Source organism: Rhizobium sp. NLR10b (genome assembly GCF_019685435.1).
Lineage (GTDB): Bacteria > Pseudomonadota > Alphaproteobacteria > Rhizobiales > Rhizobiaceae > Rhizobium.
On the sequence record NZ_JABDWV010000017.1, the window covers coordinates 1 to 18,234 of the forward strand.

Here is an 18,234-nt window from a genome sequence, read left to right on the forward strand (position 1 = left end):
GGCGCGGGTTGATCGTCCACAGCCGCTCGCGCTCGCCCGCCTCGCGCCATTTCAGCGCGCAGGGGGTACCCATCAGCCGCTTGAAGATCTTGGAGAAATGGCCGGAATGCAGCACGAGAAGGCCCATTCCCTCCCAGACGCGCCTGGCTACACGTTCGACGACGACGTCTGACACCGCGCCGTGATCCTTGTGGCCCCACCAGGTCAAGACATCGGTTTCGGCAAGCCGGGCCTCGCTCAGCCCATGTTCCGGCTCCTGCAGCGTCGCCGTGGTCGCCGAGATGCCGGCATCGGTATTCAGCGCATTGGCGATCGTCGTATGCATGCCTTCAGGGTAGATGCCCCGGACGATCGCATTGGTATTCTCGTGGATGTTTTCACCCCAGACGACGGTGCGTATGGTCATGATGTGCTCCTCTGGAAGCCGGAAGTATCGACAGGCGGGAAATTCAAAGCGCTTTGGAAAAAGGCGCTTGGGTGCGCCTCTATCTCCTCCACGTCCGAGCAACACATATCGCTTTGTCAGGGGTTTGACAAAGGGGAAAATTTCTTCCGTGAGACTCCAGAGGACTTTCTGAAATATAGCAATGAAATCAATGAGAAACGGATTTAGAGAACAGATTGACGACGATGACGCCCGATATGATCAGCCCGAGGCCGACAATGGCCGGCAGGTCGAGGCGCTGCTTGAAGAAGATCAGGCCAACCGAAGAAATCAGCACGATTCCCAAAGCGCTCCAAATTGCATAGGCGATGCCGACGGGAATGCTCTTCAGCGTCAAAGATAGGCAATAGAAGGCCGCGGCATAACACGCGACGACAAGCGCCGTCGGCCCGATGCGCGTAAACTGTTGCGACAATTGCAGCGCCGTAGTGCCGATGACTTCGAGCACGATGGCTGCAAAGAGCAGCCCGTAGATGGCGGCCTGGCTCATGACGAATTCCTTTTCGCATTACTTTCCCGTGAGCTCGACAAGACGGCTGATGAGATTCAGCCTCAAAGCACTGCTGATGTCATGGCTCTCCAACGTATCGGCGAACCACAGCCCGTCAGCGGCGAAGCGCACGATCTGTGCATCGAGCGAGGAGTCGGTGCCGACATATTCCTCGGCCCGCGCCTGAACCCATTGGCGCCAGCGAAGGCGCAGCCGGGGTTCGGCGAGAAGCGCGATCGTCACCTGCGTCCAACTCCTGGAATCGTCGGGACGGTCCTTGAGACCGGACACCGCATTGAGATAGGCGCGGGTGAAGCGGCCCTGCGGCACGGGATCGCCGCGCATCAGTTCCTCGATATCGGCATCGAACCTTTCGAGCAGGCTCTCGAACAGCGCGTCGAGCAGCGCATTCTTTGTCGGGAAGTGATGCAGCAAGCCGCCCTTGCTGACGCTGGAGGCAGCGGAAACCGCATCGAGCGTCACGGCCGCCATGCCTTCGCTGGCAGCGAGACGCGCGGCGACCTCCAGCAACTGCTGGCGCACGAGAGCGGGTTGCTTCTTGCGATGATGAGCGTTTGACATGCGAGATAAAGATACCGTCCGGACGGTTTTGTCAAGAAGAATCGGCGTAAGCGCATGCCCCACAGGCACTATGCGCGAAATGCCGCGGCACCTTGATGACAGTTGCGATCGTTTTCCATCGGGTGCATGAAGAGCCGGGGATGAGATAATACCGGGGATGGTTCCGTGACGGAGAAGGTCACCACTCTATATGAAGCGATCGGCGGCGATCCCACCGTGCGGGCGCTGACGCATCGCTTCTACGCGCTGATGGATACGCTGCCGCAGGCAAGCAACGTGCGCGCCGCGCACCCGCCGAGCCTCGAAGGCAGCGAAGAAAAATTCTACGAATACATGAGCGGCTATCTTGGCGGCCCGCCGCTCTATACCGACAAGCGCGGCCATCCGCGCCTGCGTAGCCGCCATTTCGTTGCCGAGATCGGGCCGGTGGAGCGCGACGAATGGCTGCTCTGCTTCCGCCGCGCGCTCGACGAGACGATATCAAGCCAGGCACTGCGCGATCTCATCTGGGCGCCGGTCGAACGCCTCGCCCATCACATGCAAAACAAGGAAGAGTCATGAGCCTCAACGCGCGCCTGGAGCCGGCGCTCTATCTCTTTGCCGGCCTGTTCGGCGCAGCCGGCGTGGCGCTCGCCGCCCTTGCCGCCCATGGCGGGGGCGAGGCAAACCTTGCGGCTTCTGCATCCGCCATGTGCCTTGCGCACGCCCCGGCCCTGCTGGCGTTGGCGCTCGGCATCGCCAGGCTCAAAACCGCCGGGCTGGCCGGTTTTCTGATGATCGTGGGAACACTGTTCTTTGCCGGCGATCTCGTCTCGCTCCGCTTCTCCGGCGCTGGCCTCTTCCCCTATGCCGCGCCGACCGGTGGATGGGCGATGATGCTCGGCTGGCTGGCCGTGGCGGCGGGTGCTGTGTTTCGGGTCAGAGCGTAGAGTCACCCCTTCTCCCCAGCGGGGAGAAGAGGGAGGAGGCGGCACCGGCATTCCGTAAGGGCCAAGCCTTAAATCCCGTCGACCACATTAAAACCCTCAAAAACCGGCGGCCCCTTGTACATCGTCTTGCGGTCCCCGGCATTGCGGTGCGCCGCGCGAAAGTTCTCAGACTTCGTCCAGTTCTGAAAATCGTCTTCGCTCTTCCAGACCGTGTGCGAGGAATAGAGCGTGTAGCCCTCTTCTTCGTTGGCCTTGCCGCGCAGCAGGCGGAATTCGACGAAACCGGGGACCTCGGCGAGGCTGGAATCCCGATTGCGCCAGACCGTCTCGAAATCGCCCTCGGTCCCGGTTACGACCTTGAAGCGGTTCATTGCGATATACATGAAATCTCCTTACGCCTTCTTGGCCGCCTTCGCAGCAGGCGAGGGAAAGGCGAGAACATTATTGCCGTTTGCCGCAGCCGCGCCAAGCGGTCTCGTGGCCGCCTCCCCAGGCATGCGCGCCTCCCAGGTCGGGAACAGTGTCACATTCTGATGGAGCTGCTGGCGTGCGGTGTGCTGCTGGAACAGTTCGTGGAGTTCGGGCACGAGGCCGTCGCCGCTCTGCGCGGCGAGCTTGTGCAGGCCGATCATGGTGAAGCCGTCGAGGCGCTGGTCGTTCATCGGGAAGTGTCTCGTTCGTTCATCGTCTGCAGCGCACGTTCCAGGCTGGACTTGCTGCCGTTTCGAAGCGGGATGAAGGCCTTGCTGAACTTCTTGCAGCCGGTCTTCACGCGCAGGCAGGCATCGTGGCTGATACAGTCGATAGGGCAGAACACGCAGTCGACGGAGGGAAGCAGCGTGTCGATGCGGGAGACCGCCTCGCGCAGGCCGCCATCGTGATGAATGAGCTCGGCGCCGAAATTGCTGGCGATCTGGCGCAGATGCGCCACCTGGCAGTCACGCCCGCCGACATAAAGAAAACTGCGGCCACCCAGTTTGGATCGTCCGTTGGATGCCTGTCCGGCCTCCGCGCCCGCGGTCTCGCGGACCTCCCGGTTCGATCCCTTCTTGCCCTTGCGAGCCATATGCCACCCGTTCGCTGGTTGATCGTCACACGATTCCTGCGTGTGCGGACGGACCTTATTAAACTTGATTTTTGGAGTAAAGTATAAAGTTGATTGTATTTATCGCGGAGTGACCTCAACCGGAAAGGTGTATGTGCGCTGGGATGCCGTCAGGTCATCGGACATAGCCGGAAGATTGCAGGAAGCTACCCTGGCAAGTGCGGCACGATCCACATCTGGCAAGCTTGACCCGCGGACGATGCCCGACGCTGTGATATCGCCGCCGCGGCTGACGGTGATGCGAACAGTTAAGCTGGCGCGAGCCCTCCGATACCGCGCCTCCATCCGATCGACGCAACGGAACAATCGTGCAACGAGCTTGCCCTTATAGTTGGCTTCCGACGCGGCGCCGGCTCCATTCCCACCGCCCGATGTCCGTGAATTGTTATCGGAATTGGCGTCTGCCTGCCCATCTGCCACACCTCTGCGCGCTTCTTGTTTGGCATCGCCCTCCGAGCCCTGCGCTTTCTTCGGCGGCTGTTTTCTTTCCACCGGCTTCTTTTCCACTGGCTTTTCAAGCTTGGGTCTCGGCGCTGGCGTAACGATTTCTGCCGGCTGTTCCGGCTCGGGAGAGATGGCGGCCGTCTCGACAGGCTTGATCTCTTCCTGCTCGGGCTGCACCGCGGCCGCCACAGGTGGCTCGACAGACATCACCGGAGTGTCCACCGGTTGTTCAGGCACCACCGTTGACATCGGCTGTACGACTGAAGTTTCCGCAGGGGTTTCCGATACAAGAACTTCCGGCTCCGCAGCCGTCACCGTCTCCGCTGAGTGACGTGTAATCTCCTGCGCCGGTTGAACAGCTTCGACAGGCTCCGCATCGGTCGGCTGGACGGCCTCCGGCTGCACCTCTGCTGTCTCTACCGGTTTGATCTCATCGGGTTCGACAGCTTCTGGAACGATTTCTTGCTGGATCGTGACATCGGTCTCGCCGGCTGCGCTTTGATCCGCATCAGAACTGCCGAGCATAATGACGCTGATCGCTTCGCCTGCTTCCACCAGTGTCTCGTCAGAAGGCTTGGGCATAACGACAAGCAGCGCCACGGCCAGCGCGACATGAAAGAAGAACGAACCGACACACGTCAGCGCCACCCGCCGCCGCACCGGCTTCTGATCGTCTTCCTGCTTCTCCACCGCCGCATCCATCGGCGGCGCGGAAACGTGAGCGACCGGTTCGGCTTCCGGATGGCCGGGAAAGGAAGAGATATGTGCTAAATGCGTATAGTGGATCACCGTTTCGCCGGCCGGCTGCCGCTGCGCGTTTCGCAGTTCGGGAAGCTCGTGGCCGGGGTGCATGCCGGGCGTGTTGTCGTTCAGGCTGGTGTCGGCACTCTCCTCCCCGATGAGCACGTGTTCCGATCCGGATTTCGCTGAAATCGCCATTCTTTACGCCTCGGACAGCCGGAAACATGTCCGCCGGGGTTCATCCCCGGCGTCTTCTCATCCTTCGAAAGGAACGGAGATCTGCGAGCGGGTGACGAGACCCTTCATGCATTCGCCGGCGACCGGCCCGTCGCAGACCGGCGTGTCGTTGATGAGGATGCGGGTCACGCTCTCGCATTTGACATTCGGCATGTCGAACTGGCGCACGCGCTTCTTGCCCTGCGGCAGATCGCGGAAGTCGAGAACGGTGATGCGGTCGACGGCATTCTTGTCATTGAAGAAGGCGAGCTCGAAGGAAACCTTGTTGATGGCGGAGGACAGCTTGTTGAGCGCCACGAAGGTCATCATGCAGCCCTTCTGCGAAGGCGCCAGCGCGTTCAGTTCGACATCGAGAGAGGTTGCGGGCGCCGCCTCCTGCGCCTGGACCACGGTTGCAACCACCAAGCCGGCCATTACGGCCGCAACCCCACCCGTCATAATCTTCTCCGCATTGTCGCGAGCCGTCAGCGGACGGCTTCGTATCAGCAATCTCAAAAACTTGACTGCTTTAGTCTCCTATTGCGTCTTTTAAAAACTATGAGTAAGCAAGTCAAGTTAATTGTAAACACAACCGGAGGCCTTCAGATCCCGGTACCACGGAATTGCCTGCCGAAATGATGGTTGAAAAGCCAGACACCTTTAAGCATGTGCCACTGCCCTTAGAGCCTGCGGCGCAGCACCGGATCGTCGAAAGCGCGGATCTTTTCCGCGGCAGCTTGCCGCCGTTGACGGCGTGCTGCCGCAGGCAAGCACCATTTCCTTTCCCTTCACCCTGCGCGAGATCGTCCGCATGGGCCTCACCTTGGGCCTGAACCTGCGCCCCGACAAATCAGATCAGACGGCCGCCGCCGCTCTCGCTTCCGTCGGCCATGTCGGCTTCGAAGGCCGCTTTTACCAAGAGCTTTCGGGCGGCGAACAGCAGCGCGTGCAGCTTGCCCGCGTGCTCTGCCAGATTTCCGAACCGTCGTCGACGGCAAGCCCTGCTGGCTGCTGCTCGACGAGCCGGTCTCCGGTCTGGATATCAGCCACCAGCTGACCATCGTGACGCTCGCCGGCAATTTCTGCGAACGCGGCGGCGTCATCGCAGTCATGCACGACCTCAACCTGACAGCACTCGTTGCCGACCGGATCGTGCTGATGAAATCCGGTCGGCTCGCCGCCGCCGGCTGATGGCACGCCTTTCGTGCTTGCCCACAGCGCCCGCTCCTGTCCCTGAGCCTGCGCGGGCGGAACTTTTGCCCTGTCAAAACGTTGTCGGCAATGATCTGGGTCAATGCCGGGCGACATCATTCATGCAACGGACGGTGGTGACCCTCGTGCGAAACAGGCGGGCTCGCGCGCGCCCCAGCCAATGGAGACAGCCATGAGCTATTCTATTTTCCAGTCCGGCCGCAGCCGCCGCAACGGCACCTTCCACCATCTCGAATCCGGTATCGAAGAACAGATCGAGGCATTGCGCGACGAGCTCGCTGAATTGACGCGCCTCGTCGGCAAGAACTCGCGCCACCAGAGCGAGAAGATTCGCAGCCAGGCCAACGCTGGCTATGAGGAACTGCTCAGCCGCAGCGAGGATCTGCTGCGCGAACTGCAGCACGGCTATGAGCGCGGAGCCACCGAAATGCGCGAGACGGTGCGCAAACATCCGCTGGCAACTATCGGCGCCGCTGCCGCTTTCGGCTTGGCCATCGCCTTCCTCGCCCGTCGCTGAGGAAGCACGATGCTCTCGATCCTCAGCCTGCTGATGGGCGCAAGCGTGCATCGGACCGTCGCGCGCGTCAAACGCAACAGCATCTTCATCGCGCTTGCCGCGCTCTTCCTCCTCACGGCCTATGCGCTGGCGGTGGCCGCCGGCGCCATTTGGCTCGCCGGCATCTACGGTCCGCTCGCCGCCGTCTTCTTCCTGGCCGTCGGCGCGATGCTGATCGCAATCATCGTGCTGGTGGTGATGTCTATCATCAACGCCCGCGAGGCTCGCCGCGCCCGCGATCGCCGTGCGGCGCTGGAATCTCTGGCGACGGTGGGACTGGGCCTCGTCCGCGCCCAACCGCTGCTCACTGCCGGCGTCCTGGCCGCCATCGTCGCGGCCAATCTTATGGGTTCGAAGCGGGAGGATTAGGGAAGGGCCACAAAGCTTGGCGTGCGATTATCGATAGCGGCACCACGCTAACCTCCTTCATTCCTGTCCTCGGGCTTTGACCCGAAGGCAGGAATGAAGGTGGAGAGTTGGTGCCTCGCACAAGCAACCGTTACGCGGATGCGCCGTTTCCCGGCCCCACCGAGGCAAAAGCCGGTGCCCCGAAGAGCAGATCGGCTCCACATGCAACACCTCTCAGAACGCAAAAGCCTTCGAGGTCAGCGGCGCCGAAGTGGCGTCGGGGCCGAAATCGGCCTCGCCTGAAATCTGCAGCAGTTCCTGCAGGCGCTGCCGCGCGCGGTTGACGCGGCTTTTGATAGTGCCGACGGCGCAGCCGCAGATCTCGGCGGCCTCTTCGTACGAAAATCCCGAGGCGCCGACGAGGATGATCGCCTCGCGCTGGTCCGGCGGCAGCTGATCGAGCGCCTTCTTGAAATCCTGCAGATCGAGTGCGCCATACTGGGAGGGATGCATTGCCATCGATTCCGTGAACAGCCCGTCGCTGTCCTGCACCTCGCGGCCGCTCTTGCGCATCTGGCTGTAGAGTTCGTTGCGCAGGATCGTGAAGAGCCAGGCCTTCATATTGGTGCCCATCTCGAAATGGTCCTGCTTGGCCCAGGCCTTCATGATGGTATCCTGGACGAGATCGTCGGCGCGATCGTGCCGTCCGATCAGCGAAATGGCGAAAGCGCGAAGGCTAGGGAGGGCCGCCAGCAATTCCCGCTTGAAGCTGGGTTGCAGTTTCTCTTCCATGCGACGATCCTATTCGGCCATCTTGGCAGAAGCCATCATTTCAGCATGGTCGAGCTTTTCGAGAAGGTCGAGAAAACGATCGGGGATCGCCTCTTCCTGTGCCGCGGCATAGAGCGACCGCAGCTTGACGCCGATCTGGTTGTTCGGGTCCAGAATATCGCTTGCCCGCAGCTCCAGCTTCCGCTGATCCGCCGCCTCTTTATTGCGTGTAGTCATCAACTCGTCTTCTCACCGTTATCTGTTCCAGAGGCGTGCAATCAAGAAATCAACCACCGACACCGACCGTTCCACTATCGATATCGCTGATATTTGCCGCGGCATGGATCAAATGCTACGCCCTTTCTTCGTCGGGTGGGATAATGCGGCGCGACAAAAAAAGTTCCTGCCGTTCCGGAACTTTTTTACCAAGGAAGCGTTAACCGCCCATTGAACCTACGACCGGCCTGCATACGGGAGCCCTTGATGACACTTTCTACTCGAATTGCGCCGCACCTTCCTTATCTGCGTCGCTATTCCCGCGCCCTTACCGGCACTCAGACTTCAGGTGACGCTTACGTCGCCGCCGTTCTCGAAGCCATTATAGCCGACCTGTCGATCTTTCCGGATACCCCAAATGACCGGGTCGCGCTTTACAAACTGTTCACGCAACTGTTTGGTTCCACTGCGGTCCAGATTCCAGAGCCGACCTCCCCTTATGCATGGGAACAGCGCGCCACGCTCAACCTGTCCAAGGTTTCGCCGGGCGCTCGTCAGGCCTTCCTGCTCGCTTCAGTGGAGAATTTCCGCGTTGCAGAAATCGCGGAAATCCTCGAACTCGATGAACAGGATGTCATGCAGTTGCTCGACAAGGCCTCGCAGGAAATCTCCCGTCAGGTCGCAACCGACATCATGATCATCGAGGATGAACCGCTGATCGCCATGGATATAGAGCAAATGGTCGAAAGCCTCGGCCATCGCGTCACCGGCATTGCCCGCACGCATGCCGAAGCCGTAGCGCTCTACAACAAGACGAAGCCGAGCATGGTGCTCGCCGACATCCAGCTTGCCGACGGCAGTTCCGGCATCGACGCGGTCAACGACATCCTCAAGACGTCGAGCGTGCCGGTGATCTTCATCACCGCGTTCCCGGAACGGCTTCTGACGGGTGAGCGCCCCGAACCCACTTTCCTCGTGACCAAACCGTTCAACCCCGACATGGTCAAGGCCCTGATCAGCCAAGCGCTTTTCTTCAATGAATCGACCAAGGTAGCCGCCTGAGACGCAATTTTCCGGTTCTCGGAACCAAACCGCCGAGACAGGCGTTCCGGTGCTACCGGGGTGCCCCGATGACTTTAACGGTTTTTGCAGCGCTTTATTCTAGAGTTGGCAGGCGGTTTCTGGCGGGGCGTTCCGTTCAGCGACGCTCCGAGATGTCACAAGGAAAGGCGGCCGAGTGAATACGACTGAACCATTGTCGGGCACGCCTTTCACCTTCGAAGGCAAAGCCGCAATGATGGAGCGGGCGCTCGGCAGCGCCGGGATTTCGATCCTCTGCCAGGACGCCCGGCTTTCAATCTTCTACGCCGAAAATCTGCCGCCGCATTTCGCAGCGCTTTTGATGCCCGGCGGCAGTGATGCCGCCCTTTTCGGCGATGTCCATGGGCAATATCTGACGGCGCTGAAACGCAAGGTGCTGGAGACCGGCATTCCCAACAATGCCGAGGTCGAAATCGATGTCGACGGCGAAATGCGTACCTATGAATTGAAGATCCAACGCACTGGCGACCGCAGCACGCTTGGACTTCTGTCCGTGATGACGGAGGTCACTGAGAGCCGGCATCGCGAAAAAGTGCTGAAATCGCTGCTGCGTGAGCTATCGCACCGTTCGAAGAACCTTCTCGCCATCATTCAGGGCATTGCGACCCAAACAGCGCGCAACACGCTCTCGCTAGACAGCTTCCTCCTCAAGTTCCGCGGCAGGCTGCAATCGCTTTCCAATTCCCAGGACCTCGTCACGGATTCAAGCTGGCGGGGCGCCTATCTCTTCGAGCTCGCTGAAAAACAGTTCGCTCCCTACTGGCCGGAGACATCAGGCTCCATGCCGATCTACGGCATCAATGCCCATCTGACGCCGAATGCCGCCGTGCATCTCGGCCTCGCCCTCCACGAGCTCATTGTCAACTCCGCTTCCTACGGGGCAATATCAGGCGGCGCCGCCTCAATCACGTTGAACTGCCGCGAGGCGATGATCAACGACAGGAAGGCAATCGAGATCGCCTGGGCCGAAGTGCTGCAGGATCAGTCGGAGGTCCATGAATTCAGCGACAACAGCTTCGGCCGCACCGTGCTGGAGCGTGTCGTGCCCTCGTCTGTCAACGGCAAAGCGGAATTGAGCCTTGTGCCCGGCCGCATCGAATATCGGTTGACCATTCCGGAAACCGAATTCGAGATCTTCAAGCGTGTGTGATAGCCGGAAACGACAGGCCTGTCAGCAACAGAAAAACAGCCGGTGCGAGGGCGGCGCACCGGCTGTCTTCACTCACCGGGAGGGGACCGTGAGTACGTCCGGATAGTGGGTTGGGGGCGCGCATGTTGGGTCGATGCGATCACCATCCGGATATCGCAATAACGGCGAAGCCAGGATTTGGTTCCCTCGCATTCGAAAAAAATCGTCCTTTTTTAATCTTTTTTCTGATGCTCTTCCCTCGCCGCATCTTCAGATAAATCATCGGTCAAAACTGAAGAAATTAAACGTTAAAAAACAGCGATTTACCGGCACCCTCTCCAGGAGGATCCGTCAAAATTTTACCGTTTGATAAATTTTTAAACCTGAGTTACGCTTTCCCTCACAGGCCGTTTACCAATAATGAGGGAACTTCAATGGAACGACTGGAAACCGGGATTCATGCTGGCCGGCTTTCGCCCGCCGAGTATGACGCTAATTTTTCCGATCTGCATCCGCGCCTCGACAATCATGAGGCGCTGGTCGCCGCCGACCGCTGTTATTTCTGTTATGACGCGCCGTGTATGACGGCCTGTCCCACCTCGATCGACATTCCGCTCTTCATTCGCCAGATTTCGACCGGCAATGCGCTCGGCTCGGCAAAGACGATCTTCGACCAGAACATCCTCGGCGGCATGTGCGCCCGCGTCTGTCCCACCGAAGAGTTGTGCGAGCAGGCCTGCGTGCGCAATACGGCCGAGGAACGGCCCGTCGAAATCGGCCGCCTGCAGCGTTATGCGACCGATGCCGCCATGCAGGCCGGCAAACAGTTTTATATCAGGGCAGAGGCGAGCGGCAAAAGGATTGCCGTCGTCGGCGCCGGCCCGGCAGGCCTTGCCGCCGCACATCGCCTGGCCGTGAAGGGTCATTCCGTCACGATTTACGACGGCAGGGAAAAATCCGGCGGCCTCAACGAATACGGCATCGCCACCTATAAAACAGTAGACGATTTCGCCCAGCGGGAAGTCGATTACATCATGTCGATCGGCGGCATCGAGGTTAAGCAAGGCGCCCTCCTCGGCCGCGATTTTTCGCTTTCCGATCTGCAGGCGCAATATGACGCCGTCTTCCTCGGCATCGGCCTTGCCGGCGTCAACGCCCTGCGCATTGAGGGCGAAAACCTAGCCGGCGTCGACGACGCCGTCGATTTCATCGCCGCCCTTCGCCAGGCTGACGACAAGAGCGACATTGCCATCGGCCGCCGGGTCGTCGTGCTCGGCGGCGGGATGACGGCGATCGACGCTGCCGTGCAGGCAAAGCTGCTCGGCGCCGAGGAAGTGACGATCTGTTATCGCCGTGGCAAGGAGCACATGAACGCCTCGGAATACGAGCAGGATCTGGCCAGTTCCAAGGGCGTCATCATCCGCCACTGGCTGGCGCCGAAATCGATCCTGTCGCAGGACGGCAAAGTTGCCGCGATCGAAGTGGAATATACCAAAATCCTCGAAGGCCGCCTCGTCGGCACCGGCGAGACCGGCGTGATTGCCGCCGACCAGATCTTCAAGGCGATCGGCCAGACCTTTGATGCCGCGGGCCTCGGTTCGCTGCGCATGGAGTCCGGCCGCATTGCCGTCGACGCCGAAGGCCGCACCTCGCTCGACGGCGTCTGGGCCGGCGGCGACTGCGTCTTTGGCGGCGAGGATCTCACGGTTTCCGCCGTCGCCCACGGCCGCGACGCGGCTGAATCCATCCATCGCGCCCTCTCCGCAACAGCCGTTCCGGCTGTCGCGGTTGCTTGAAGGGGAGAATGAACAATGGCTGATCTCCGCAACAATTTCGTCGGCATCAAATCCCCGAACCCGTTCTGGCTGGCCTCCGCGCCGCCGACCGACAAGGCCTATAACGTCGAGCGCGCCTTCAAGGCCGGTTGGGGCGGCGTGGTCTGGAAGACGCTCGGCGAGGAAGGCCCGCCCGTCGTCAACGTCAACGGCCCCCGCTATGGCGCGATCTTTGGCGCCGACCGCCGCCTGCTGGGACTCAACAATATCGAGCTCATCACCGACCGCGACCTCTACACCAACCTGCGTGAGATGAAGCAGGTGAAGATGAACTGGCCGGATCGGGCGCTGATCGCCTCGATCATGGTGCCCTGCGAGGAACAGGCCTGGAAGGCGATCCTGCCGCTGGTCGAAGAGACCGGCGCCGACGGTATCGAACTCAATTTCGGCTGTCCGCACGGCATGTCGGAGCGCGGCATGGGCTCGGCCGTCGGCCAGGTGCCGGAATATATCGAGATGGTCGTGCGCTGGTGCAAGCAGTACACCCGCATGCCCGTCATCACCAAACTGACGCCCAATATCACCGATATCCGCCGTCCCGCCCGCGCCGCCAAGGCCGGCGGCACCGACGCCGTTTCGCTGATCAATACGATCAACTCGATTGTGTCAGTCGATCTCGACAACTTCGCCCCCAACCCGACGGTCGGTGGCAAGGGCAGCCATGGCGGCTATTGCGGCCCGGCGGTCAAGCCGATCGCCCTCAACATGGTGGCCGAGATCGCCCGTGATCCGGAAACCTATGGCCTGCCCATCTCCGGCATCGGCGGCATCACTACCTGGCGGGACGCAGCCGAATTCCTCGTTCTCGGCGCCGGCAACGTCCAGGTCTGCACCGCGGCGATGACCTATGGCTTCAAGATCGTGCAGGAGATGATAACGGGTCTCTCCGACTGGATGGACGAAAAGGGCCATCGTAGCCTCGACGACATTACCGGCCGCGCCGTGCCCAACGTCACCGATTGGCAATATCTGAACCTCAACTATGTCGCCAAGGCGAAGATCGACCAGGACGCCTGCATCAAATGCGGCCGCTGCCATATCGCCTGCGAGGACACCTCGCACCAGGCAATTACCAATGTCGTCAACGGTCTGCGTCATTTCGAGGTGATCGAAGAGGAATGCGTCGGGTGCAATCTCTGCGTCAACGTCTGCCCGGTCGAGAACTGCATCACCATGGAACCGCTTGCTGCCGGTACCCTCGACAAGCGCACCGGCCGCGTCGTCGATCCGAACTACGCCAATTGGACGACCCACCCGAATAATCCGATGGCCCGCCAAGCGGCGGAGTGACTGCTTCGCGACGCCGCGGACAGGTTCGGTCCGCGGCGTTGCGCTGTATTGCAAATGCGGATTTTGAGCCTGATGGGCGGCCCCGAAAGGTGGCGGAAAGCAATTCTGGGAACATCATGAGGCTGCCGAAGTTAGCGCAGGCGATCTCCACGAGAGAGCCATGCACGACCACTCAAACAGCGAAAAGTCGAAACCGGTGTCCCCCAGTTCGAGCCGACGCCTCCCGATCGGAGCGGAGGTTGATGCTGGCGGCGTTTCGTTCCGACTATGGGCCCCTGCCAGAGAACGCTGTTTCGCCGTCATCGAGGAAAATTCCGAATACGAGATGCCGGCGGAGGACGACGGCTACTTCTGCCTCTATCTGCCCGGCCTGGCTGCAGGGACGCGATACCGGTTTCACTTTGGGGATGCAGGTGATCTTCTTGCCGATCCTGCCTCGCGTTTTCAGCCGAAGGGTCCATCCGGGCCGTCAGTTGTCGTGGATCCGGCGCAGTATCAGTGGAATGACCACGATTGGCAGGGAATCCGCGCCTCCGGAGCTGCTCTCTATGAGATGCACATCGGCACCTTCACAAGGGACGGCACCTTTGCGGCAGCCCGGGAAAAACTGGCAAGACTTCGGTCGATTGGCATCAACTGCCTGGAAGTAATGCCGATCAACGAGTTTGAAGGCGAGTTCGGCTGGGGTTACGACGGCACGTTGCTCTATGCTCCCACCCGGCTCTATGGACCACCGGATGATGTGCGCGCCTTCGTCGACGAAGCCCACCGGATCGGCATGGGGGTGATCATCGACGTGGTCTACAATCACTTCGGTAAAGGCGAGCGTTTTTGCGAATTCACACCAGACTATTTCACCGAGCGTTACTCGAACGAATGGGGCAAGTCGATCAACTTCGATGGTGCGAACAGCCGTGGCGTTCGCGAATATGTCGCAAAGAACGCGGCCTATTGGATCGACGAATTTCATTTTGATGGATTGCGCATCGATGCAACGCAGGCCTTGTTCGACTCAAGCCGCGAACACATCGTCACGGTCATCGCCAGGGAAGCTCGCGCAGCAGCGAGACAGCGTCAAATCTATCTCGTCAGCGAAAATGAGCCGCAACAAACCAATATGGTGCGGCCGGCTGAGGTGGGAGGGCATGGGCTGGACGCCTTGTGGAATGAGGATTTCCACCGCTCCGCGACAGTGGCGCTGACGGGCCGCAATGAAGCCTATTATCATGATCATCGCGGTACGGCTCAGGAACTCGTTTCTGCCGCCAAGTATGGCTGCCTGTTTCAGGGACAAAGATATGATTGGCAGGATCGGCCGCGGGGAGCCGCCGGGCTCGACCTCAAACCGTGGAATTTCGTACATTTTCTCCAAAATCACGATCAGGTCGCCAACTCCGGCATAGGAGCCAGAATCGGCCACATAACGTCTCCGGCACGACTTCGAGCCCTGACGGCGCTCCAGTTGCTGGGGCCGCAGACGCCCATGCTCTTTCAGGGACAGGAGTTTGGTTCCTCTTCTCCGTTCTATTATTTCGCCGATCACGACGGAGAAATTGCCGACATCGTACGGCAGGGACGGCGTAGTTTTATCAGCCAATTCCCGAACCTGAGGGATGAAGAACTCATTAGACACATGGCTGATCCATGTGCTCGCGCGACGTTCGACAAGGTGAAGCTTGATTGGGCCGAATGGGAGAGGAACGCGGCGATCGTTCAGCTTCATCGCGACCTGCTGAATCTGCGTCAGACAGATAAGGCATTTTCTCGCCAGGCGTGCGCCCGTGACGGCCAGTTGGACGGCAGTCTCTTGTCCAGCACCGCCTTCCTCCTGAGGTTCTTCGCGGAAAAACCGTCTGATGAGAGATTATTGCTGATCAACTTCGGCAATGATCTCGTGGTCGACAGTCTGCCGGATCCGCTTTTTGCTTCACCGCAAGGTCATCAATGGTGTCTCTCGTGGTCGAGTGAAGATCCCTCATATGGTGGCAGCGGACGCCGGCCCTATGATTTCCAGAAGCGTTGGGTCTTGAACGGAGATATCGCTTTGGTCCTCGCACCTGTAAAAGTCGGGAACCGGCGAAACGCCTCAGGAGTACCCGTGAAGCGCTGGCAAGCCGGCATTTCGCGAGCAGAAGACGCCGGCCTCTGATCCAATACCTCGCATAACCGTCCCATGAAGCGGGGCTTATCGGCAGCTGCGCTTCATAGGCCAGTTCAGGTGGCGCCGCCGATCCTCTCAGGCCCCCTGCGCGTTTCCAGGTCGTGGGCGTATGGTCCCGCATGTCCACCGGTTCTCATGAAGTGCTTATCAATTTCGGCGATGCTCGCTTCAGCCCTTTCTCCGGCATTTAATCGGATCAGAGCGTCCAGTTTCGCTTCCGCGCGGTCATCATTTTCCTTCGAAGACGGAGATCCGATGTAGAGAAAGTAGGCAAGACCGACGACCTGCCAGAGCAGTTGCAGGAATTCGGACTGCCAATTTTCAAAGGTGTCTCTGCCCATCTCCATGAGATAGGCATCGATATCAGCGGCTTGACCGTGGCTCTGCTGCTCCCCGACAAAAGCAAACCAGCCAAATAACCAATGGCCGGCGAGCGAAAACAGAAAGAAGCCGACGGTGATCCAGGCGTAGGCGTATTTCTTGAAAATGATACCTCCTTTGGACAGGCAACTGGTGCGCAGAGTGCGAGAGCAGCCGCATTTGAGGTCCTCATCAGCTGATCCTGGCCTGTCCTTCACGTTCCCCCGTATTGCGAGATGCAGCAGCCGTCGCCCCGGACCTGAAAGCGGGCAGCACCTCATGTCCGTAGACTTCGATGATTTCGCGCTGATTGCGCCCGACATTGTGGATGTGGATCACCGCGCCCTCATACCAGCTGCTGATTCGGTTCGGCACCGCGACGGTCTCCCGTTAATCTCTCTTGCACACCTTCTAACGGTCCCCGAAGGAGGGGGTTCCAGGTCCACCGAGGCCGCGGGAAACCGGATGAAGGTCCGGCCCGGTGGAACCCGCGGGCGTCATCGGTGTTCTCCCAAGATCCCAAACAAGTAGGAAAGCCTCCGATGGATCAGTCCACGACATCGCTGGGAGGTCCCGTGCGATCACCTCTCCAACCGAAATGGTGGCATACGGCAACTGTCTACCAAGTCTATCCGCGCAGCTTCTGCGACTCGAACGGAGATGGCATCGGCGATCTTCCCGGCGTCACCGCAAAGCTCGATTACCTGAAGAAGCTCGGGATCGACATCATCTGGCTGTCGCCGATCTACAAGTCGCCGATGGACGACAATGGTTACTGCATATCCGACTATCGGGACATCGCCCCCGCGTTTGGCACGCTCGCAGATTTTGACCAGTTGGTGGCTGAGGCGAAAGACCGGGGGATCGGCATCATGCTCGACCTCGTCGTCAACCACACCTCCGACGAGCATCCGTGGTTTCTTCAATCCCGCCAAGACCTCGACAATCCATTCCGCGACTTCTACATCTGGCGCAAGCCCGCCCCGGACGGAGGACCGCCAAACAGATTAAAATCCTCCTTCGGCGGGCCGGCATGGACGCTCGATCCCGCCACCGGCGAATACTACCTGCACATGTTTTCCCGCCGCCAGCCGGACCTCAATTGGGAGAACGAGAGGGTACGGGCGGAAATCTATGACATGATGAACTGGTGGCTCGAGCGCGGCATTGCCGGCTTCCGCATGGATGTCATCGACTATTTCCGCAAGCAGGTGGATCAGGAACTCGTCAAGGACGGACCACATCTGCACGATTATCTGCAGGAGATGAATGCCAGGACCTTCGGCAACAGCGATATCCTGACCGTCGGCGAAGCCTGGAGCGCCACGCCCGGCGCGGCCCTTCTCTATTCCGGGCGTGAACGCCGGGAACTTTCGATGATCTTCCAGTTCGAGCACGTCACCCAGCAATGGGACGCGGTCTATGGCAAACGGCGCCCGAGCCGTTCGACCTCGTGAATCTCAAGACCGTGCTCAGCAAGTGGCAGCTTGCTCTATCCGAAGATGGGTGGAATTCGCTCTTCTGGGGCAATCACGATCTGCCGCGCGCCGTTTCGCGCTACGGCAATGTCAGCGGCTATCACGTCGAGTCGGCGAAGATGCTGGCGACCGTGTTGCATCTCCTGAAAGGCACGCCTTTCGTCTATCAGGGCGAGGAGATCGGCATGACGAACGTCCCCTTCACCTCGATCGAACAGTATCGCGATATCGAAACCATCAACATGCACAGGCTGCACGTGGAGGCCGGCCTTTCACCGGAGGAATTCATCCGCGGAGCAAACGAGAACGGCCGCGATAACGCCCGCACACCGATGCAATGGAGTGCTGCCCCCTATGGCGGCTTTTCCACAGGCGCCCCCTGGATCGAGGTCAATCCCAATTACCCGAAGGTCAACGCCGAAGCCGCCATCAAGGACGAAAAGTCGATCTGGAACCATTATCGCAAGCTGATCGCTCTCCGGAAAACCCACCCTGCCATTGTCTATGGGGAGTACCGGTCCTGGCTCGACCAACACCCCGATGTCTTCGTGTATACCCGCACGCTCGACAGGAGCTGGATCATTGTCGTCGCCAATTTCACGCCGCGCGAAATTGCGGTAAGTCTGCCGACAGAGCTGGCGATCCATGGAGAATGCCTGATCTGCAATTATGAACCGGTGCACACGATCGGCGAAACCGTTGAGCTCAAGCCGTACGAAACCTTCGCGATAGAATGTAAGTGAAGCTCTCGGACCAGCCTGTTAAACAACCGACGGGTTGACGGCCGTCGGCGATATCGAACGCGTTGAAAAGTTGGACCCTATG

23 protein-coding genes and 2 pseudogenes are annotated in these 18,234 nt (G+C 59.9%); 13 read left to right on the top strand and 12 right to left on the bottom strand.

The window, feature by feature from the left end; translation table 11 throughout:
* From HJB91_RS24760 to HJB91_RS24770, 3 genes are all read right to left on the bottom strand, one after another.
* The coding region (locus tag HJB91_RS24760; RefSeq protein ID WP_221156045.1) for a ThuA domain-containing protein at positions 1-406 on the bottom strand (406 nt) is incomplete at its 3' end.
* Between the two features lie 187 nt (positions 407-593).
* Positions 594-935, bottom strand: coding sequence for a multidrug efflux SMR transporter (locus tag HJB91_RS24765; protein WP_064804454.1), 342 nt, complete (start codon positions 933-935; stop codon positions 594-596).
* Positions 936-953: 18 nt separating this feature from the next.
* Positions 954-1,517, bottom strand: a complete 564-nt coding sequence (locus HJB91_RS24770) for a TetR/AcrR family transcriptional regulator (RefSeq protein WP_221123481.1) — start codon at positions 1,515-1,517, stop codon at positions 954-956.
* Between the two features lie 165 nt (positions 1,518-1,682).
* Here HJB91_RS24770 and HJB91_RS24775 point away from each other — a divergent pair, with 165 nt between their 5' ends.
* Positions 1,683-2,078, top strand: a complete 396-nt coding sequence (locus HJB91_RS24775; protein ID WP_210630179.1) for a group II truncated hemoglobin — start codon at positions 1,683-1,685, stop codon at positions 2,076-2,078.
* Positions 2,075-2,446 carry a DUF423 domain-containing protein gene (locus tag HJB91_RS24780; protein ID WP_221123482.1) on the top strand — a complete coding sequence of 124 codons (372 nt, stop codon included), beginning with the start codon at positions 2,075-2,077 and terminating at the stop codon, positions 2,444-2,446. Before HJB91_RS24775 ends, HJB91_RS24780 begins: the two co-directional genes overlap by 4 nt.
* A 68-nt stretch (positions 2,447-2,514) precedes the next feature.
* Here HJB91_RS24780 and HJB91_RS24785 read toward each other — a convergent pair whose 3' ends face one another.
* The 5 genes from HJB91_RS24785 to HJB91_RS24805 form a co-directional block, all read right to left on the bottom strand.
* Entirely contained in the window at positions 2,515-2,829 is a 315-nt protein-coding gene (locus tag HJB91_RS24785; protein ID WP_210630176.1) for an antibiotic biosynthesis monooxygenase, read from the bottom strand.
* 9 nt (positions 2,830-2,838) lie between these two features.
* Positions 2,839-3,108: a hypothetical protein gene (locus HJB91_RS24790; protein WP_210630174.1), complete on the bottom strand. Its 270-nt coding sequence runs from the start codon at positions 3,106-3,108 to the stop codon at positions 2,839-2,841.
* Complete coding sequence (locus HJB91_RS24795; protein ID WP_221156046.1) at positions 3,105-3,512, bottom strand: DUF2325 domain-containing protein; 408 nt, start codon at positions 3,510-3,512, stop codon at positions 3,105-3,107. The genes HJB91_RS24790 and HJB91_RS24795 overlap by 4 nt, the downstream gene beginning before the upstream one ends.
* A gap of 99 nt (positions 3,513-3,611) precedes the next feature.
* Positions 3,612-4,934, bottom strand: coding sequence for an energy transducer TonB (locus tag HJB91_RS24800; protein WP_221156047.1), 1,323 nt, complete (start codon positions 4,932-4,934; stop codon positions 3,612-3,614).
* A 57-nt stretch (positions 4,935-4,991) separates the two neighbouring features.
* A complete protein-coding gene (locus tag HJB91_RS24805) occupies positions 4,992-5,411 on the bottom strand; it encodes a hypothetical protein (protein WP_221144723.1) in 420 nt (139 codons plus the stop codon).
* A 176-nt stretch (positions 5,412-5,587) separates the two neighbouring features.
* Here HJB91_RS24805 and HJB91_RS31175 point away from each other — a divergent pair.
* The 4 genes and pseudogenes from HJB91_RS31175 to HJB91_RS24825 form a co-directional block, all read left to right on the top strand.
* Positions 5,588-5,686, top strand: a pseudogene (locus tag HJB91_RS31175) (hemin uptake protein HemP); the annotation flags it as partial.
* Positions 5,668-6,189: pseudogene (locus HJB91_RS24815) on the top strand (ATP-binding cassette domain-containing protein); the annotation flags it as partial. The pseudogenes HJB91_RS31175 and HJB91_RS24815, both read left to right, overlap by 19 nt.
* 147 nt (positions 6,190-6,336) lie before the next feature.
* Entirely contained in the window at positions 6,337-6,681 is a 345-nt protein-coding gene (locus HJB91_RS24820; RefSeq protein ID WP_210630167.1) for a DUF883 family protein, read from the top strand.
* 9 nt (positions 6,682-6,690) lie between these two features.
* Complete coding sequence (locus HJB91_RS24825) at positions 6,691-7,089, top strand: hypothetical protein (RefSeq protein WP_221123487.1); 399 nt, start codon at positions 6,691-6,693, stop codon at positions 7,087-7,089.
* A 213-nt stretch (positions 7,090-7,302) separates the two neighbouring features.
* On the opposite strand, the gene HJB91_RS24830 is transcribed toward HJB91_RS24825, so the two are convergent.
* Both HJB91_RS24830 and HJB91_RS24835 read right to left on the bottom strand, forming a co-directional pair.
* Entirely contained in the window at positions 7,303-7,860 is a 558-nt protein-coding gene (locus tag HJB91_RS24830) for an RNA polymerase sigma factor (RefSeq protein ID WP_011426507.1), read from the bottom strand.
* Positions 7,861-7,869: 9 nt separating this feature from the next.
* Complete coding sequence (locus tag HJB91_RS24835) at positions 7,870-8,076, bottom strand: NepR family anti-sigma factor (RefSeq protein ID WP_011426508.1); 207 nt, start codon at positions 8,074-8,076, stop codon at positions 7,870-7,872.
* A 246-nt stretch (positions 8,077-8,322) separates the two neighbouring features.
* Here HJB91_RS24835 and HJB91_RS24840 point away from each other — a divergent pair, with 246 nt between their 5' ends.
* The 5 genes from HJB91_RS24840 (at position 8,323) to treZ (ending at position 15,559) form a co-directional block, all read left to right on the top strand.
* Positions 8,323-9,117, top strand: coding sequence for a response regulator (locus tag HJB91_RS24840; protein ID WP_210630163.1), 795 nt, complete (start codon positions 8,323-8,325; stop codon positions 9,115-9,117).
* A 193-nt stretch (positions 9,118-9,310) separates the two neighbouring features.
* Positions 9,311-10,306 (top strand): sensor histidine kinase, encoded by a 996-nt coding sequence (locus HJB91_RS24845; RefSeq protein WP_210631574.1) that lies wholly within the window; start codon positions 9,311-9,313, stop codon positions 10,304-10,306.
* A gap of 413 nt (positions 10,307-10,719) precedes the next feature.
* Positions 10,720-12,081, top strand: coding sequence for an NAD(P)-dependent oxidoreductase (locus HJB91_RS24850; RefSeq protein WP_210630162.1), 1,362 nt, complete (start codon positions 10,720-10,722; stop codon positions 12,079-12,081).
* Positions 12,082-12,096: 15 nt separating this feature from the next.
* On the top strand, positions 12,097-13,410 hold the full coding sequence (gene preA / locus HJB91_RS24855; RefSeq protein WP_210630160.1) for an NAD-dependent dihydropyrimidine dehydrogenase subunit PreA: 1,314 nt from the start codon (positions 12,097-12,099) through the stop codon (positions 13,408-13,410).
* 160 nt (positions 13,411-13,570) lie between these two features.
* Positions 13,571-15,559, top strand: coding sequence for a malto-oligosyltrehalose trehalohydrolase (gene treZ / locus HJB91_RS24860; protein ID WP_221156048.1), 1,989 nt, complete (start codon positions 13,571-13,573; stop codon positions 15,557-15,559).
* 65 nt (positions 15,560-15,624) lie between these two features.
* On the opposite strand, the gene HJB91_RS24865 is transcribed toward treZ, so the two are convergent.
* Together HJB91_RS24865 and HJB91_RS24870 are read right to left on the bottom strand one after the other, a co-directional pair.
* On the bottom strand, positions 15,625-16,149 hold the full coding sequence (locus HJB91_RS24865; RefSeq protein WP_311044187.1) for a DUF6766 family protein: 525 nt from the start codon (positions 16,147-16,149) through the stop codon (positions 15,625-15,627).
* Positions 16,124-16,306 carry a hypothetical protein gene (locus tag HJB91_RS24870; RefSeq protein ID WP_221144719.1) on the bottom strand — a complete coding sequence of 61 codons (183 nt, stop codon included), beginning with the start codon at positions 16,304-16,306 and terminating at the stop codon, positions 16,124-16,126. The genes HJB91_RS24865 and HJB91_RS24870 overlap by 26 nt, the downstream gene beginning before the upstream one ends.
* Before the next feature lie 167 nt (positions 16,307-16,473).
* Here HJB91_RS24870 and HJB91_RS31290 point away from each other — a divergent pair, with 167 nt between their 5' ends.
* The gene (locus HJB91_RS31290; RefSeq protein ID WP_409079593.1) at positions 16,474-17,388 is read left to right on the top strand and encodes an alpha-amylase family glycosyl hydrolase; all 915 of its coding nucleotides are present in this window, start codon (positions 16,474-16,476) and stop codon (positions 17,386-17,388) included.
* Complete coding sequence (locus HJB91_RS31295; RefSeq protein WP_409078108.1) at positions 17,385-18,152, top strand: alpha-amylase family glycosyl hydrolase; 768 nt, start codon at positions 17,385-17,387, stop codon at positions 18,150-18,152. Before HJB91_RS31290 ends, HJB91_RS31295 begins: the two co-directional genes overlap by 4 nt.
* Positions 18,153-18,234: the final 82 nt, after the last annotated feature.

Coding starts and splice junctions, on each gene's coding strand:
- HJB91_RS24795 (WP_221156046.1), bottom strand. CDS start 3,512: ATGGCTCGCAAGGGCAAGAAGGGATCGAACCGGGAGGTCCGCGAGACC.
- HJB91_RS24805 (WP_221144723.1), bottom strand. CDS start 5,411: ATGACGGGTGGGGTTGCGGCCGTAATGGCCGGCTTGGTGGTTGCAACC.
- HJB91_RS24840 (WP_210630163.1), top strand. CDS start 8,323: ATGACACTTTCTACTCGAATTGCGCCGCACCTTCCTTATCTGCGTCGC.
- HJB91_RS24850 (WP_210630162.1), top strand. CDS start 10,720: ATGGAACGACTGGAAACCGGGATTCATGCTGGCCGGCTTTCGCCCGCC.
- HJB91_RS24825 (WP_221123487.1), top strand. CDS start 6,691: ATGCTCTCGATCCTCAGCCTGCTGATGGGCGCAAGCGTGCATCGGACC.
- HJB91_RS24765 (WP_064804454.1), bottom strand. CDS start 935: ATGAGCCAGGCCGCCATCTACGGGCTGCTCTTTGCAGCCATCGTGCTC.
- HJB91_RS24785 (WP_210630176.1), bottom strand. CDS start 2,829: ATGTATATCGCAATGAACCGCTTCAAGGTCGTAACCGGGACCGAGGGC.
- HJB91_RS24780 (WP_221123482.1), top strand. CDS start 2,075: ATGAGCCTCAACGCGCGCCTGGAGCCGGCGCTCTATCTCTTTGCCGGC.
- HJB91_RS24770 (WP_221123481.1), bottom strand. CDS start 1,517: ATGTCAAACGCTCATCATCGCAAGAAGCAACCCGCTCTCGTGCGCCAG.
- treZ (WP_221156048.1), top strand. CDS start 13,571: ATGCACGACCACTCAAACAGCGAAAAGTCGAAACCGGTGTCCCCCAGT.
- HJB91_RS24830 (WP_011426507.1), bottom strand. CDS start 7,860: ATGGAAGAGAAACTGCAACCCAGCTTCAAGCGGGAATTGCTGGCGGCC.
- HJB91_RS31290 (WP_409079593.1), top strand. CDS start 16,474: ATGGATCAGTCCACGACATCGCTGGGAGGTCCCGTGCGATCACCTCTC.
- HJB91_RS24835 (WP_011426508.1), bottom strand. CDS start 8,076: ATGACTACACGCAATAAAGAGGCGGCGGATCAGCGGAAGCTGGAGCTG.
- HJB91_RS24790 (WP_210630174.1), bottom strand. CDS start 3,108: ATGAACGACCAGCGCCTCGACGGCTTCACCATGATCGGCCTGCACAAG.
- HJB91_RS24800 (WP_221156047.1), bottom strand. CDS start 4,934: ATGGCGATTTCAGCGAAATCCGGATCGGAACACGTGCTCATCGGGGAG.
- preA (WP_210630160.1), top strand. CDS start 12,097: ATGGCTGATCTCCGCAACAATTTCGTCGGCATCAAATCCCCGAACCCG.
- HJB91_RS24820 (WP_210630167.1), top strand. CDS start 6,337: ATGAGCTATTCTATTTTCCAGTCCGGCCGCAGCCGCCGCAACGGCACC.